11 protein-coding genes are annotated in these 16,324 nt (G+C 71.9%); 7 read left to right on the top strand and 4 right to left on the bottom strand.

Going from position 1 to position 16,324, the window contains the following annotated elements:
• Positions 1-116: 116 nt before the first annotated feature.
• The 3 genes from WME98_RS40210 to WME98_RS40200 form a co-directional block, all read right to left on the bottom strand.
• Complete coding sequence (locus tag WME98_RS40210) at positions 117-647, bottom strand: hypothetical protein (RefSeq protein ID WP_437946965.1); 531 nt, start codon at positions 645-647, stop codon at positions 117-119.
• 528 nt (positions 648-1,175) lie between these two features.
• Positions 1,176-1,556 carry a response regulator gene (locus tag WME98_RS40205; RefSeq protein WP_437337835.1) on the bottom strand — a complete coding sequence of 127 codons (381 nt, stop codon included), beginning with the start codon at positions 1,554-1,556 and terminating at the stop codon, positions 1,176-1,178.
• Positions 1,557-1,651: 95 nt separating this feature from the next.
• A complete protein-coding gene (locus tag WME98_RS40200) occupies positions 1,652-4,930 on the bottom strand; it encodes an ATP-binding protein (RefSeq protein ID WP_437946964.1) in 3,279 nt (1,092 codons plus the stop codon).
• A gap of 553 nt (positions 4,931-5,483) precedes the next feature.
• Between WME98_RS40200 and WME98_RS40195 the strand changes: the two genes are divergently transcribed.
• On the top strand, positions 5,484-6,776 hold the full coding sequence (locus tag WME98_RS40195) for a cytochrome P450 (protein ID WP_437946963.1): 1,293 nt from the start codon (positions 5,484-5,486) through the stop codon (positions 6,774-6,776).
• An 85-nt stretch (positions 6,777-6,861) separates the two neighbouring features.
• On the top strand, positions 6,862-8,178 hold the full coding sequence (locus WME98_RS40190; RefSeq protein ID WP_437946962.1) for a P1 family peptidase: 1,317 nt from the start codon (positions 6,862-6,864) through the stop codon (positions 8,176-8,178).
• Between the two features lie 122 nt (positions 8,179-8,300).
• Here WME98_RS40190 and WME98_RS40185 read toward each other — a convergent pair whose 3' ends face one another.
• Positions 8,301-8,690, bottom strand: coding sequence for a hypothetical protein (locus tag WME98_RS40185; RefSeq protein WP_437946961.1), 390 nt, complete (start codon positions 8,688-8,690; stop codon positions 8,301-8,303).
• A gap of 325 nt (positions 8,691-9,015) precedes the next feature.
• On the opposite strand from WME98_RS40185, the gene WME98_RS40180 reads away from it, so the two are divergent.
• From WME98_RS40180 to WME98_RS40160, 5 genes are all read left to right on the top strand, one after another.
• Positions 9,016-10,179, top strand: a complete 1,164-nt coding sequence (locus tag WME98_RS40180; protein ID WP_437946437.1) for an integrase core domain-containing protein — start codon at positions 9,016-9,018, stop codon at positions 10,177-10,179.
• 766 nt (positions 10,180-10,945) lie between these two features.
• Positions 10,946-12,019: a hypothetical protein gene (locus WME98_RS40175; RefSeq protein WP_437946960.1), complete on the top strand. Its 1,074-nt coding sequence runs from the start codon at positions 10,946-10,948 to the stop codon at positions 12,017-12,019.
• A 274-nt stretch (positions 12,020-12,293) separates the two neighbouring features.
• Positions 12,294-13,946, top strand: a complete 1,653-nt coding sequence (locus WME98_RS40170) for an FAD-dependent oxidoreductase (protein WP_437946959.1) — start codon at positions 12,294-12,296, stop codon at positions 13,944-13,946.
• Positions 13,943-14,278: a 4Fe-4S dicluster domain-containing protein gene (locus tag WME98_RS40165; RefSeq protein WP_061621483.1), complete on the top strand. Its 336-nt coding sequence runs from the start codon at positions 13,943-13,945 to the stop codon at positions 14,276-14,278. The genes WME98_RS40170 and WME98_RS40165 overlap by 4 nt, the downstream gene beginning before the upstream one ends.
• Positions 14,279-14,513: 235 nt before the next feature.
• Complete coding sequence (locus WME98_RS40160) at positions 14,514-16,277, top strand: ABC transporter ATP-binding protein (protein WP_437954073.1); 1,764 nt, start codon at positions 14,514-14,516, stop codon at positions 16,275-16,277.
• Positions 16,278-16,324 lie beyond the last annotated feature (47 nt).

Raw genomic sequence — 16,324 nt, 5'->3', positions numbered from 1 at the left:
CCGCCAGCGGTCCGGCCAGGGATGGCGGACTTCTGCGCGGTTTCGCGGCGGCCTCGCGCGGGCGGACCTGGCTTTGTCTCCCCGGGGCGCGAGGCCGGCCTTTCCGTCTCACGATCTCACAGGCATTCGGATAGGCACGTGATGTACGCGGTGCACCCCTCGTCCGCGGCGCATTGCTCCGCGGATGTATCGATGCAAGCGTCGTCCTGGAGCCCGCCAACGCAGTCCCGGCACGCCTGGTTTCCGACGAGCCCCTGCAAGTCGGCGGATCCATCGTCCCCGCAGGCGTCGGTCTCCGCTTCAGCCGTGTCGCAGTCGCTGGCGCACGTAGCGCTCTCCGCACAACCGCACGCCTCCAGCGTCATCTCGAGGAACGCCACGGCCCCCTGCTGGTTGTCCTCGATGCACTGCATGGCGCAGTCAGCGCCGCCGCCCTCGCCGCCGCCACCCTCGCCGCTGCCGCCCTCGCCGCTGCCGCCCGTCCCCGTGCCCGTCGTGACGGTCGAGCTCGACGACGAGGAGGTGGTGGTGCCGGACGCGCCGCCCCCGCCGCCCGCCCCGCCGTCACCGCCCGGGTCGCCGTCATCCGAACAGGCCGCCACCGCGCACGCCGTGACCAGAATCGCTGCGAAGCTGAGACTCTTCATGGAGGTTTCTCCTGACAACAAAGGTTACGCTGCTCCGGCTCGAACGAGACGACGAACGCCGCCGCCCCTGCGGAGCGTCTTCTCCTTCGCGCTCTGGCACCGTGCCGCGGCGCCGAGCGTCTACCCACATCAGCGCTTTACACGATGGTTTCTACCGCGTGCGCGCCAGCACCCCTCGTCGCCGGCATTGGCCATCTGCCATCCGCGCACTCAGCGTGAGCATTCACACAACCGTCCAGCAGATCCGCCGGCGACGTCCTTGTACAGAAGAGCTGATCTTAGCACGTCGAAAACCTGTGCCATTCCGATTCGCCACGTGGAGAACTTGCTCTCCATGGCGGCCTGAAGGGTGGAGCGCTCCCGGAGGGTGATACGGGCGGATGAACCCGAGACGGCGCCGCGGCGATGAGGCCGCTTGCCTATTTGCCGCTGCTGTTCACGACAGCCGTGCTCTCGGTCGCGTGGATCCCGCCGTGAGGCACCCTACCCGCGCCGCGCCTCGGCCAACTCGATAGCTGCGCGGGCGGCTCACTCGCTACGGCAGCTCCGCTCGATGGTGTCCATCAGCTTGAGCACGTCGAACGGCTTGCTGATCACCGCGTCCGCGTCGATGCCGGCGCGGTCCGTCCCGCCGCGCGCGGTCATCACCACGATCGGCATGGAGGCGAGCATCGGGTCGCGCTTCTGCTCGGCCCGGAACTGGAACCCATCCATGACCGGCATCATCAGGTCGAGCAGGACCAGCGAGATGGACGACGGATCGTCCCGCAGGTAGTCCAGGGCCTCGCGCCCGTTCGCGACCGACGCGACCAGATACCCCTCATCTTCCAGGAGCTCGCTCAACGTCTGGCGGATCGCCGCGTCGTCGTCGACGATCAGGATGCACTTGTTGGGACGGCTCATCGTCATGCGCAATCGCTCTCTCCCCGAGCTCTCCCCGAGGCAGCAGGGTCCTGTCGCGCCTCGGCCAGGCGCCGGCCCGCGGCCCGCTCGCGCCGATCGCCTCAGGCGCGCCCGGAGGCCGGCCTGCCCCCCGGCAGCGCGGCGGCAGGGCCGGCCAGCGGCAGGGTGACCTTGAAGGTCGAGCCCTCGCCCAGGACCGAGCTCACCTCGATCGAGCCGTCCAGCGCCTCGACCAGCTGCCTCGTGATGTAGAGCCCCATGCCCAGACCGCCATAGTGCCGCGCCGACACGGCCCGCTCGAACCGCCCGAAGATCCGACCGAGGTTCTCCGGCGCGATCCCGATACCGTGGTCCGCGATCGTGAGCGTGGCGCTCGATCCCGCCGAGTCGACGGCGATCTCGATGGGTTTTCCCTGACCGTACTTGAGCGCGTTCGAGACGAGGTTGTCGACGACCTGCTCGAGCCGCAGCCGATCCCAGTTGCCGGCGCCGTCGTCGCCCGCGCTCACGGTCACCCGGGAGCCGGACTCCGCGATCTCCCCGCCCTCGTGGAAGCGGGCCACCACCTGCCGGACGATCTCCGACAGCCGGACGGGCTCCAGGTCGAGGGCGAGGCGCCCCGCAGAGATCCGGGAGATGTCGAGCAGGTTGTCGACGAGCCGCCTCAGCCGCTCGCCCTGGCGGCGGACGAGCCCGAGCCGGTCGGTGAGCCACGCGAGGCGCTCCTTGTCGGGGCAGAGCTCCGGCGCGCGGCGCGTCAGGATCTGGATCTGCAGCGACAGCGGGGTGAGCGGCGTCTTCAGCTCGTGGGAGGCGATCGAGAGGAACTCGTCGCGCAGCGCGATCGCGCTCTGGGCGTCCTTGTACAGGCGCGCGTTGTCCACGGCGAGCGCGCAGCGGCGCGCGAGCTCCTCCGCGCCCGCGAGGTCCTCCCGGCTGTACCGGCGCCCTGACTGCGCGGCGATGAAGGTGAGCGTCCCGAAGAGCCGCCCCCGCCGCGCCAGCGGGACGCACATGTACGAGCGCCCCCCCATGGCCCGCATCACCCGGAGGTGCTCCTCGTCGTGCGCGATGCCGCGCATGTCCTCCTCCGTGAGGCGCTCGACGAGGAGCGGCTCCCGCTCGATGAACACCCGCGTCGACGGGTGTTCGCGGTTGCCGTCGAGCTTGAGCGTGAAGCGCTTCGCCTCCTCGGCCAGGGCGGCCTGCGAGGGGTCGGCGCAGGCCACGCTCACCCGCCGGAACGTGCCCTCCTCCTCGTCGAGCAGGTCGACGAGGCAGAAGTCGGCGAGGACCGGCACCGCGAGCTGCGCGACCCGGGCGAGCGTCGTCGGGTAGTCCAGCGAATCGGCGAGCACCACGCTCGCCGCGTCGAGGAAGCGGGGCAGCTCCAGCGCGCGCTCCCGCTCCGCGGCCTCGGCCGCCCTCCGCCGCATCCGCGCCATCTCGATCTGCGTCCGGACGCGCGCGAGGAGCTCGCGCGCCGAGAACGGCTTCACGAGGTAATCGTCCGCCCCCGTGTCGAGGCCCTCGACGACCGCATCCTCGCCCGCGCGCGCGGACAGGAGCATCACGGGGACCATGCTCGTCCTCGGATCCGCCCGGAGCTCGCGGAGGAGGGAGACGCCGTCGAGCCCGGGCATGATCACGTCGCTCACCACGAGGTCCGGCGGGCGCGCGAGCGCCGCGTCCAGGGCCGCCCGTCCGTCGGAGACCGCCTCCACGTTCCACCTCGGCGAAAGGAGGTGGACGAGGTAGTCGCGCATGTCCGCGTTGTCGTCGGCGACGAGGACGCTGCCCTCCCGCTCCCCCGGCGCGGCCCCGGCGCGCTCCCCCGGCGCGGCCCCGGCGCGCTCCCCCGGCGCGGCCCCGGCGCGCTCCCCCGGCGCGGCCCCGGCGCGCTCCCCCGGCGCGGCCCCGGCGCGGGCCTCCGGCGCGGCCCCGGCGCGCTCCCCCGGCGCCGCTCCGGCGCGCGCCTCGGGGCCTCCGGGCGCCGCGCCTTTGCGCGCCTGCGGACACCACTGCGACGCCTCCATCACGTGGAGGCTCGTGCCGACCGGCGAGGGCGCGGCCTCCGGGGCGGCCGCGGCGACGCGCTCGGCGGGCAGGTGCGCGTGGCCCCTCGGGATCGACACGGTGAACGCGCTCCCCCGGCCCGGCTCGCTCGAGACGCGCACGGCCCCCCCGTGGACCTTGACGAGCTCCTGGACGAGGGCGAGCCCGATGCCGGTGCCCTCGATGCTCCGGCAGCGCGCGCCGTGGACGCGGTGGAACCGCTCGAAGATGCGCGGGAGCTCGTCCGCCGGGATCCCGGCGCCGGTGTCGCGCACGCACAGCTCGACGTGGTCCGGAGAAGGCTGGAGCGAGACCGCGATCTCCCCTTCGAACGTGAACTTGAAGGCGTTCGACATGAGGTTCGAGACGATCTTCTCCCACTGCGCCCGGTCGACGTAGATGGGCTCCGGCAGCGGCGGGCAGTCCACGACGAGCGACAGGCCCGCGCCCTCGACCAGCGAGCGAAAGGAGCTCGCGAGCTCCGCGGTGAGCCGCGCGAGGTCGGTCGGCTCGAACGTCCGCTGGAGGCGCCCCGCCTCGATGCGGGAGAAGTCGAGCAGCGTGTTGACGAGCCGGAGGAGCCGCAGGGTGCTGCGGCGCACCGCGGCGAGGCCATCGCCCGAGAGCGAGGCGCCGGGGTGGGCCAGCGCGTCCTCGACGCGCCCGAGGATGAGGGTGAGCGGGGTGCGGAACTCGTGGCTCACGTTGGCCACGAACTCCGTCTTGAGGCGGTCGAGCGTCGCGAGCTCGTCCCGGTGCCGAGCGACCTCCCGCTCGAGCCGCCGCTGCTCGGTGACGTCGCGCCCCTCGGCGATCATGAAGACGACGTTGCCTTGCCGGTCCTTGACGGGCTTCAGGTTGAAGTCGATCGTGATGATCTCCTCGCCCCGGTTGCCCCCGAGGATCTCCACGTCGTACCGGACGAACTCGCCGCGCGCCGCGTGCCGCACCGCGTCCTTCAGCCGCTCCTGGGCCTCGGGCGCGCCCTGCCACCAGCGGCAGTCCCAGAACGGCACTCCGTGCACCTGCCCGAGCCCCACGCCGGCGCCGCGGACCGAGGCGTAGTTCGACTCCCAGTTCGTGCCGCGGGCGTCGAGCAGGCCCCAGAACTGGAAGGCGCTGTTCATCGCGACCCGCGCCGCGAGCAGCCGCATCAGCCCGGACTCGCGCCCTGGGCTCGCGCGCGCGAGCTCCTGCCTCAGGAGCTCGGTGTCCTGGAGGAGGCGTTCCTCGGAGTCGTCTACGGGTCTCACGATCGTGAGGTCTTCCAGGCGTTCGATGAAGTCGCGCCCTTCCGCTCGTTCCTCGCTGCACCGCTGTTTCATCCCGTCGCTCATCCCGCCTGCGGCTCCGCTCCACGCAGGAAACAGCTCATCGTGAAGCGCTTAGTGGAGATCGACCTTCGCGCAAGGCCCGATCGCCTGGACGCGGGCGAGCGAGCTTTTGTGGACGGTCGCGATGTCTGGATACGCGGGCGGGCGGGGCTTTGGGGCGCGCTGCGCCGCGTCCGGCTGCCGGCCCGGCCGGCGGCGTGGCGGGCAGCCGGACGCGGCGCCGCGATGCCTGGTAAGCTCGCCGGCCGTCCACCATGAGCGCGCCCCCCGAGGTCGTCGTCGTCGGCAACATCGGCATCGACACGAACATCTATCTTCATGTCGAATCCATCGACTGGAGCGTCGAGGGGAATTTCACCCACAACACGGACTCCGTGGGGCAGGCGGGCGGGTACGCGGGCCTCGGCGCCTGCCGCGCGGCGATGGCGGGCGCGCGGCTCTGCCATTTCAACCTCGGGTGCACGCCGCCCACGGCGTTTTCGGCCGTGCGCGCTGGGCGCAGCGCCCTTTCGCGCGATCACCGAACCCGATACGCTCGGGCACTATGGTCGAAGAGAGCACGCGTCAGGGGCCGCCGGTCGCCGACAGATTGCGTCGCGTCGGCGCGCTGTTCGAGCCCTTCTCGTCGAGCTATGCGGACAGCCCCGCGCTGGCGTTCTATCAGGCGGCGCACCGGGAGGCGCCGGTCGCCTACAGCGAGGCGTTCTCCGCTTACCTCGTCGTGGGGCACGCCGAGCTCACGCAGGTGCTCCGCGAGCCGGTCGGGTTCTCCTCGGCGCACATCCTCGAACTGCCGCCGGATCTGCCGCCGGAGGTGACCGCGGAGCTCCAGCGCGGCATCTACCAGATGCCGCCGGCGCTCTTCAACAACGACCCTCCCGGGCACACGCGCGCGCGGGCGCTCTTCTCCAAGGCGTTCACGCCCGCGCGGGTCGCCTCCCTCGAGCCGACGATCGCCGAGGCGGCGGAGGCGCTGGTCCGCGCGATGGCGCCGGGCGACGGCCCGGTGGATTTGATGCAGGCGCTCGCCTTCCCGCTCCCCTTGCAGATCATCACCGCCCTCATCGGGATACCGCTCGTGGACGCGCCGCTGCTCAGGGCTTGCCAGGACGACCGACTCAAGCTCTACGACCCGGCGCTCGACAAGGCGCGCCAGGTCGAGGCGGCGCGGAGGTGCGTGGCCTACGAGCGATATCTGGCCGACCTCATCGAGCGACGCCGCGGCGCGCCTGCCGACGACCTGATCACCGCCCTCATCGGCGCCCGTGTCGACGGCGAGGCGCCCCTGTCGGTGGAAGAGATGATCTCCCACCTCATCGTCCTGTTCTTCGCCGGCTACGAGACCGTGGCGAGCCTGATCGGCTCGCTCGTGCTCCGCCTGCTCGAAACGCCCGCGCTGTGGGACGCCATCGGCAGCGACCCGGCGCTGCTCCAGGCGGCGATGGAGGAGACGCTCCGGATCGACGCCCCGGTGCAGATGGAGCCGCGGCGCGCGACGGCGCCGGCGGTGGTCGGCGGCGTCGAGATCCCCGCGGGGGCCACGGCGTTCGCCTTCTTCGGCGCCGCGAACCACGATCCGGCGATATTCCCGGATCCGCTGCGGTTCGACGTGAATCGCTTTGCCGCCGGCCCGCGCGCGCGGCACCTCGGCTTCGGCTGGGGTGTTCACACCTGCATCGGCGCCTCGCTCGCGCGCATCGAGGTGCGGTGCGCCGTGCAGGCGCTGCGCGCTGCGTTCCCCGGCCTGCGCCTCGCCGCCGAGGCGCGCCCGAGCTATGCGCCCAGCATGTTCTTCCGGAAGCCCACGTCCTTGCCCGTGACGCTCGGCGCGGCGTGACCGGGCGGCTCCTCCTGCCGGCCGACGGCGAATCCGCGCGGGCGGGCGCCGGCGACGCGCGCGGCCATCGACTATCCTCGCGCCGATGCCCCGTCGCCTCAGCCTCGCCGCCGGCGCGGCGCTCGCCGCCGCGCTCGTCTCGTCGCCCGGGCTGCTGTCGTGCGCCCGGCCCCGGCCCCGGCCCTCCGCGCCTTCCCCTTCCCCTTCCCTTCCCCCTCCCGCCGCGCCCCCCTCGCCCTCCGCGCGGCCAGCGGCGGCGCCGCCGGCCGACGGCGCACGCCGCCGCGCCCGCGAGCTCGGCATCGTCATCGGCCGCCTGCCCACGGGCAGGCTGAACGCGATCACCGATGTCCCCGGCGTGCGGGTCGGGCACGTCACCCACCATCGGGGCGCTGGCCGGCTCGTCCCGGGCAAGGGGCCGGTGCGGACCGGCGTGACGGTCATCCTGCCGACGTCGGACGACTTCTGGCACCACAAGCTCCCTGCCGCGAGCTTCGTCCTGAACGGCAATGGGGAGATGACCGGGCTGCACTACGTCAACGAGTTCGGCGTCCTCGAGTCGCCCATCGTCTTCACCAACACGCTCGCCGTGGGCCGCGCGTTCGACGGGGCGGTCCAGTACATGCTCCGGCGTTATCCGGCCATCGGCATCGACGAGCCCACGGTGGGGCCCATCGTCGGCGAGTGCGACGACAGCGCGTTGAACGACATCCGGGGGCTGCACGTGTCGGCCGAGGACGTGCTCACGGCGGCGGAGCAGGCGGCGGACGGGCCTGTCCAGGAGGGGGCGGTCGGCGGGGGAACGGGCATGATCTGCTACGATTTCAAGTGCGGAATCGGCACGGCCTCGCGCGTCGTGCCGGAGGCCGCCGGCGGGTTCATCGTGGGCGCCATCGTGCAGGCCAATTTCGGGGCGCGGGGCGAGCTGCGGATCGACGGCGTGCCGGTCGGCCAGGAGATCCGCGACCTCTTGCCCGTGCCGGACTACCACAGCGAGGGCTCGCTGCTCGCCGTGGTCGCGACCGACGCGCCCCTGTCGGCGCGGCAGCTCGGGCGGGTCGCGCGCCGCGTCTCGCTCGCGGTGGGGCGCACGGGCACGATCTCCCGCGACGGGAGCGGCGACCTGTTCCTGGCCTTCGCGACGGGCAACCGGATCGCGGCCGAGCCGAGGGAGCTGACCCGGACCCTCCGCGAGGTGGACGACGGGCGCCTCAACCCGCTGTTCCAGGCGGCCGTGGAGGCGGTGGAAGAGGCGATCCTCAACGCGCTGACCATGGCGACGACGACGTTCGGGCAAGACGACCACGTCGCTTACGCCATCCCGCTCGACCGGCTGCGCGAGGTGATGAGGAGGTACGGGAGGCTCAGGGAACCGGAGCCACCGGTGCGAGAGGCGCGCTGAGCCGGATCTGCTCAGCGCGCGGGGCGCTGCCTTTCGTAGGGTTCAGCGCGCGGATCTGCTCCGGCGTCGGTGGAGGAGCGCAGCGTCGGCCTGCCCTCCGAGGAGAATTGATTGATAGGTCTTCATGGGTCGGCGCAGGGGTATGCGCTGACGACGAGGCCCACGCCGTACTGCCCTACCGAGCGCAGCACGCCCGGTTCGAGCTCGATGGATCTGGCGCTCATGGCCTCGATGAACAGCGCGAAGTCGACCACCGCCGTCGCCCCGGATTGTACCAGCGCAGCGACCTGCGGCGCGAGCGAGAGAAACACCCTCATCGCCTCTTCGACCGCGAGCGACGTGTCCTCGTTCTCCGCCAGCAGGACGTTGCACCCGGAGGTCGCGCTGACCTTGCCGCCGTGTCGCCGTTCGCCCGCGCGCCAGACCTGCTCGAGGGCGGTCTCTGGAATCCACGTAAGGCACTGATCCACATCGAGATGTTTCCCCTGAATCCTGAGCACGACCGTGGTCACACCGGCACCCCCTCTTCTGCCACTGCCGCGGGAAGTGGCCCCGTTTCAGGAGAAAAGCACCATGGCGCCAAGGAGGAGAGAGGAAGCACGTCCCGGCATTTTTCCCTCTACTCCTCTGGTTTCTTGGCGTCTTGGTGGTTCGCTTCGCAGCCCGACTTCCCGCAGTAGTGCTACCACGCCCCCGCTCCCCATCGCCGGCCTTTCCGTCTCCCGGTACGGACCGGTGACCTGGGTAACGGTTCAGACCGGGAGCCTGGGTAGCACCCGGACGGACCGGGAGCCTGGGTGACACATGTCGTAGAGGGTCGGCGACGGAGGATCGCTGGTGCCCTGGAAAGAGACATGTTCAGTGGACGAGAGGCTTCAGTTCATCGCGCAGGTCAACGAGTCGGACGAGACGTTCGCGGAGCTGTGCCGACGGTTCGGCATCAGCCGGAAGACGGGGTACAAGTGGGTGGAGCGCTACGAGCAATCCGGACCTCGTGGTCTGGAGGAGCGGCGGCCCGTGGCGCACACGTTCCCGCATGCGACGCCAGCGGCGATCGTCGACGCGCTGGTCGAGCTGCGGAAGGTGCGACCCACCTGGGGTCCGAAGAAGCTGCGCGCCCGGCTGGAGAGCATGGGCCTTGAGGGGCTGCCGGCGACGAGCACCATCGGCGAGCTGCTCAAGAAACACGGGCTGATCCGGCCCCGGCGGCGCCGCGTGGTGATGCCGACGTCAGCGATGCCGTCGACGCTGGCTCCAGCGGAGCAGCCTAATGACACATGGTGCGTCGATTTCAAGGGGCACTTTGCGCTTGGCGACAAGACCCGGTGCCACCCGCTGACGTTGACGGACCAGGCGTCGCGGTACTTGCTCAAGTGCGAGGGCGTAGCGAAGCCGGACGAGGCCTCGGTGCGGCCGCACTTCGAGCGCGCGTTCCGCGAGTTCGGGCTGCCGAACCGTATCCGCTCGGACAACGGCCCGCCGTTCGCCACGCTGGGCATCGGAGGGCTCTCGGCGCTGTCGGTGAGCTGGATCAAGCTCGGCGTGGCTCCCGAGCGCATCGAGCCCGGCAAGCCGCAGCAGAACGGCCGTCACGAGCGCATGCACAAGACGCTGAAGGCGGAGGCGACATCGCCGCCCGGAGCCACGCTCGCGGCGCAGCAGCGCGTCTTCGACCGCTTCCGGCACGAGTACAATGACCAGCGGCCCCACGAGGCGCTCGGCCAGAGGACGCCGGCTTCGCGCTACACGCCGTCGCGGCGGACGATGCCGAGCAAGCCCTCCTCGCCGGAGTATCCGGACACGATGGCCGTGCGACGCGTGGGGGACATGGGACGGCTGCAGTTCGGTGGCGCGAACACCTTCGTCTCCAAGCTGATCGCCAACGAGCCCGTGGGGCTGCTTCCGATCGCCGACGACGTCTGGGAGCTGTACTACGGGCCGGTTCTGCTCGCGCAGGTCACCTTGAAGAACAAGGAGCTGCAGCTCGCCAAGGCACGGTGACCTGCGCGCACTCACGCCGGAACGTGAGGAGAGGCTCGCGTGTACCGAGACCGCGGGAAGCGGTTCGTGTATAGATCCTGGCGGTCCGAGAGAGCGCGGTGAGCGTGTCGCGTCGACGAGGATCCGGCCTCTGTTTCCAGTCCTCCCGGAGCAGCGGCCCGTAGCTCTAAGGAAGTGTCACCGCGGCTCCCGGTCAGAAGTGTTACCAGGGCTCCGCTCGTACAGCCTCCCCGCCTGCTGCGCTCACCTCCCCACCTCCGACGCTCGCCTCCCCGCCTCCGGTGCCGTCACCCCCGGCTCGCCCGACTCGCCCCCCCGCCTCCGCCATCTCGCTCCCCACCTCGCCGGACTCATCCCCCGCCTTGCCCGGCTCGCCCCCCGCCTCGCCCCCCGCAGTCCCCGCGGGGCACGCGCCCTCCGAGCCGGGGATGGCCCTCGCCGCCCCGGGGGCTCCCGCCGCCGCCCCCCGGCGACCCACCGCCGTGCCGGGGGCTCCGCGCCACGCCCCCCGGCGCCGTCCCGCAGGACCCCGGCGCACTCCTCCCGAGCGCGGTCCTCTGGCGAAGGGCCCGCGCCGCGCGTTCCCCCATCTCGCGAGACCGACGCGCCCCTGTCCGCGCGGCAGCCCGCGGAGCCGCGGGGGTCGGTCGGAGGAGAAGGCGTGTGAATGTTCGATCCCAGAGGCGCATCTGACTCGCCCACCCGCCTCAGCAGCGAGCGCCAGGCGAGCTGGCGTCTCATCCATTCTTCTGGAGGGAATGTTGATATGGCAATCGGCAAGACGAGGACGAGCGTTCTGTCGGCGATGGGTCTGGTCCTCTGCGCCGCGCTGCTGCCGGTCGGCGGCTGCGCGCAGCATGGCGACCCCCTCGACGCGGGAGAAGCCGACGGCTCCCGCCTGGGGATCGCGCGCTTGAGCGTCCAGGCAGCGCCGACGACCGCGGGCGACATCACACGGGTCACCGTCACCGTTCTGAGCGGCCCCGAGGCCGAGCTCGCGCGCGATCCCGACGGCAACTTCAGCGGCACCCTGCTCTTGCCCGAGGGCTCGCACCAGCTCGTCGGCAACGCCTTCGTCGGAGACCAGCTCGTCGGCACCAGCGCTCCGGTCTCGGTCGAGATCCAGGGCGGCGCAGCGACGCAAGCCATCCTCCGGATCCTCGATCTCGCGGAGGCACACGACATCGAGCACAGCCCGATCGTGCTGGGCCTGACCTACCCGCTCTCGACCGTGGTGAACCAGCCGGCGCAGCTCTCGATCTCCGCGGTCGATCTGGACGACGACGCGCTCGCCGTCGAGTGGACCAGCGACTGCGCCGATGGGGTGTTCTCGGCGCCCACGGCGTTCGTGACCGACTTCACCAAGCCCGCCGCCGGCACCTGTGAGGTGAGCGTGAGCGTGACAGACGGCGAGCTCTCCGCGAGCGAGACGTTCTCGATCATGATCTTCGAGGAGAGCCAGGCCCAGGGCGCCGTGATCATCGACGGCCGATTCATCGCCAGGCCAGAGATGCGCCTGACGTTGCAGTGGCCTGATGCTTCCTGCTTCGTCAACTCGTACCTCGCCGACGGCACCTGCCAAGAGCCCATCACGGCGCCCGGTCGCGTCGAGCTGCTCTTGCGCGTCGAGTGGGGCGATTCGTCTCCTGGGCCGGTCGAGGTCACCGACAGCTGCGGTGGCGCCATCACGTACACCGGTCTCTCTTACTATCACAGGTACGACTGGCAGCCGCCGACGGCTCAGGCTGCGTGCTCGATCACGGCGCGCTCCACGAACGGCGACGGCCTGAGCGGCCTGCTGTCAGCCGCCGTCCTGGTACGCCCGGAGCAGGCCGAGTAGCGGGAGGCGCGTCGAGGGCGATTTCACCACGACATTGACGCGATCGCCTGCGCTCTGCGGGACGTGCCCTGCCCGCTCGACCCTCACCGGCGTGACTGCGCCGGGGCACCCGCCGCCCGGCCGCTCCCGGCCTGCCACCCCTGTCCTGCGCGCGCCGCAGCAGCCGATCACCACCCGGCTGCTGCTGAGGCAGCAGCGGAGCCCCCTGCCGCACGCCCGCGCCGGCCGCAGCGCTGGCCCGATCGGTGCTTGGGCCCGCCGCGGCGGATCCCCGATGAGCACCCCTGCGACGCCGTCCCCACACCTCGCCTCCGAGATCGACGACGTCGCCGACGTCCTGGTGATCGGCGGCGGCCCCGCCGGCGCGTGGGCCGCGCTCGGGGCCGTCGCGAGCGGCGCGCGCAGCGTGGCGCTCGTCGACAAGGGATACTGCGGCACCTCCGGCGCCACGGCCCCCGCGAACACCGGCGCCTGGTACGTGACGCCCGAGGGCGACGCGCGCGAGCGCGCCATCGAGGCGAGGTTCGCGCGGAGCGGCGGGCTCGCGCACCGCGACTGGATGGCGCGCGTCCTCGACGCGACCTGGGAGCAGATCAACCGCCTCGCCGAGTGGGGCTATCCCTTTCCGCTGGACGACAGCGGCCTTCAATACCGCGCCAACCTGCGGGGCCCCGATTACATGTATTTCCTGCGACGCCAGCTCCGGCGCGCGGGCGTCCGCATCCTCGACCACGCCCCTGCCCTCGAGCTCCTCGCCAGCGACGGCGTGGTCGCCGGCGCGGCCGGCCACGCCCGCCAGCAGGACGCCGCGTGGCGCATCCGCGCCGGCGCCGTGGTGCTCGCCAGCGGCGGCTGCGCGTTCCTCAGCAAGGCGCTCGGCTGCGACGTCAACACCGGAGACGGCACCCTGATGGCCGCCGAGGTGGGCGCCGAGCTCTCCGGGATGGAGTTCTCGGCGCAATACGGGATCAGCCCCGCCTACGCCTCGGTCACCAAGGGGCTGCCCTATTTCTGGGCGACCTTCACCACCGAATCGGGCGAGATCATCGACAGCCGGGGCAATCGCATGCTCGCGGTGGCCAGGGCGCTGCGCCACGGACCGGTGTACGCGGTGCTCGACCGCGCCGGCCCCGAGATCCAGCGCTGGCTGCGCGACGGACAGCCGAACTGCTTCCTGCCCCACGATCGGCTCGGGATCGACCCCTTCAAGCAGCGGTTCCCCGTCACCCTCCGCTCGGAGGGCACGGTGCGCGGCAGCGGCGGGATCCGCATCGTCGACGACGGGTGCGCGACCGGCGTCCCGGGGCTCTACGCCGCGGGCGACGCGGCCTCGCGCGAGCTCATCGTCGGCGCCTCGAGCGGCGGCGGGAGCCCCAACGCGGCCTGGGCCATCTCGAGCGGCACCTGGGCGGGCCGCGCCGCCGCGCGCTTCGCGCAGCGCCTCGGCGACCGCGCCGCCGCGCGGGCCGCGCGCCCCGCCGGGACCGTCGGCCTCCGGCCCGGCGGGACAGCGGGCGGGCTCGGCGCCAAAGAGATCATCGACCTCGTCCAGCAGGAGGTGCTGCCGCTCGACAAGAACCTCTTCCGCCGGCGCGATCGGCTCGCGGCCTCGGTCGAGCGGCTCGACGGCGCGTGGCGCGACGCCGAGGCGCACCTCCACGCCGCAGGCGCCGCCCGGGTCCGCGCGCGCGAGGCCGCCGCGCTGCTGGCCACCGCGCGGTTCTGCTACAGGAGCGCCCTCGCGCGCGCCGAGTCCCGGGGCCTGCACCAGCGCACCGACCTGCCGCACACCGACCCGGACCAGGCCCACTGCCTCGCGACCGGCGGGCTCTCGTCCATCTGGGTCGAGCCTCGCCGGCCCACGCACGGGTCCGGCCCGCCCGCCCCTGACGCCTCTGACGCCCCTGATCGAGGAGACCTCGCATGATCGAGCTCTTGAGCGACGCCCGCTGCATCGACTGCAACCTCTGCGTCAAGGTCTGCCCCACGAACGTCTTCGAGGCGCGGCCGGGCGAGGCGCCCGTCATCGCGCGCCAGGAAGACTGCCAGACCTGCTTCATGTGCGAGCTCTACTGCCCGACCGACGCGCTCTACGTGAGCCCGCTCGCCGAGCGCCGCGATCCCGTCGCCGAGGAGCGGCTGGCGCAGGATGGCCGCCTCGGGAGCTACGCGCACCACCTCGGGTGGCGCGCCGCGCGGCCCGGCGGTACGGATCGCGACCCCACGTTCCGGTTCCGCGCCGTGACGGCCGGGCAGTGAACACAACAGCGTGACGCTCCCTGCGCCGGCGCTCTCCCTGCCCGCGCGGGGCGGGCGCCGCGCGGGGTGGAAGAGCAGACGACCGTCGGCCCATGAGGGCGCGCGAGGCGCCCAGGACAATGCGGTGGAATCCAAGACCTCTCTGCAGCGCGCCCCCGGCGCTCCGGCGCTGCCGGACACGCCCTTTCGGTTCATCCTTCATTTCGTCCGCCGATACCGCGCCTGGTATCTGGCGATGTTCGTGTTCGAGTCGGCCCACGCCTCGTTCGGGATCATGATCCCTTATGCCATCGGGCAGGTGATCAAGGGCGTGACGCAGGCGCCGGACGGCGACCGGGCCGCGCTGAGCGGCCAGCTGCGCAGCCCGCTGACGCTGTTCGTCGCGCTCATCGCCGGCGAGTTCCTGTTCAGCCGCGTCGCGGGCCTCTGCCAGATCCTCGTCGGGCCGTGGCAGCGCCAGAACGTGACCCGCAATCTCTACGCCTACCTCCAGCACCACTCCCACCGGTACTTCAGCAACAACTTCGCCGGGGCGCTCGCGCACCGCATCAGCGAGACGTCGATGGGCGTCTCGCAGACGCTGTGGGCCATCCTGTTCGACTTCTGGCCGATCGCCATCGTCTTCTCCGTCTCGATCGGCCTGCTCTACCGCGCTCACCCGGAGCTCGCGGCGTTCGTCTCGGCCTGGGCGGCGCTGTTCGTCGGCATCTCGTACTGGCTCGCGACCCGCTGCCAGCCGCACGCGGTGCGGGCCGCGGGCGCGCGGAGCGAGACCACGGGCAAGGTCGTCGACTCGGTCACGAACCTCACGAGCGCGCGGCTCTTCGCCCGGCTCGGCTTCGAGCGCGAGTACCTCGACGAGCAGCTCGTCCGGGAGCTCCGGGCGGTGCGCCGGTCGAACTGGTACTCCGAGCGCGTGCGCTGGTTCCAGTTCGCGTCGGCCGCGCTGCTCAAGGTGGGGACGCTCTACTACGCGCTCGCGCTCTGGCAGCGCGGCGCCATCGGCGTCGCCGAGTTCGTGATGGCGACCAGCCTGTCGCTCCTCATCATCAACGAGGCGCGCAACCTGAGCCGCCGCTTCCTCGAGTTCTTCGAGTTCGTCGGCAACGTCGCGAACGGGGTGAACACCATCATCCGCTCCCACGAGCTCGTCGACCGGCCGGGCGCCGTCGCGCCGCGCATCGAGCGCGGCCGGATCGAGCTCCGGAACGTCACCTTCGGCTACACGCCGGACGACACGATCTTCGAGGGGCTCAGCGTGACGATCCCGCGCGGCCAGCGGGTCGGGCTCGTCGGCTTCTCCGGCTCCGGCAAATCGACCTTCGTCAACCTCATCCTGCGCCTCTACGACATCGACTCCGGTCAGATCCTGATCGACGGCGTGGACATCCGCGACATGACGCAGGACGCGCTGCACGCGCAGCTCAGCCTGATCCCGCAGGACCCGAGCCTCTTCCACCGGACGCTCCTCGACAACATCCGCTACGGGCGCCTCACCGCGACCGACGAGGAGGTCGTCGAGGCGGCGCGCAAGGCGCGCGCGCACGAGTTCGTCGCGCAGATGAAGGACCAGTATCGCTCCATGGTCGGCGAGCGCGGCGTCAAGCTCTCGGGCGGCCAGCGCCAGCGCATCGCCATCGCGCGGGTCATCCTGAAGGACGCGCCGATCCTCATCCTCGACGAGGCGACGTCGAGCCTCGACTCCATCACCGAGAAGGCTATCCAGGACACGCTCGACGGGGTCATGAAGGGCAAGACGGTGCTCGTCGTGGCCCATCGCCTCTCGACGATCGTCCACCTCGATCGCATCCTCGTGTTCGACGACGGCCGGATCATCGAGGACGGCACCCACGCCGAGCTGCTGGCGCGGAACGGAGCCTACAAGCGGCTCTGGAGCAAGCAGTCGGACGGCTTCCTGCCCGACGGGGGCGCCGAGGAGCGCCGGGGGGCGCCGCGGGCCCAGGCGGCCCCGGCGCAGAGCGCGGTCCCGGCCACGTGAGGCGCGGCGCGCGGGCGGCTCAGGCGGGCGGCGGCGCCGCCGCCGGA

This window comes from Sorangium sp. So ce296 (assembly GCF_051529605.1).
Lineage (GTDB): Bacteria > Myxococcota_A > Polyangia > Polyangiales > Polyangiaceae > Sorangium > Sorangium cellulosum_D.
This window is presented reverse-complemented; position numbering and strand designations above follow the sequence as displayed.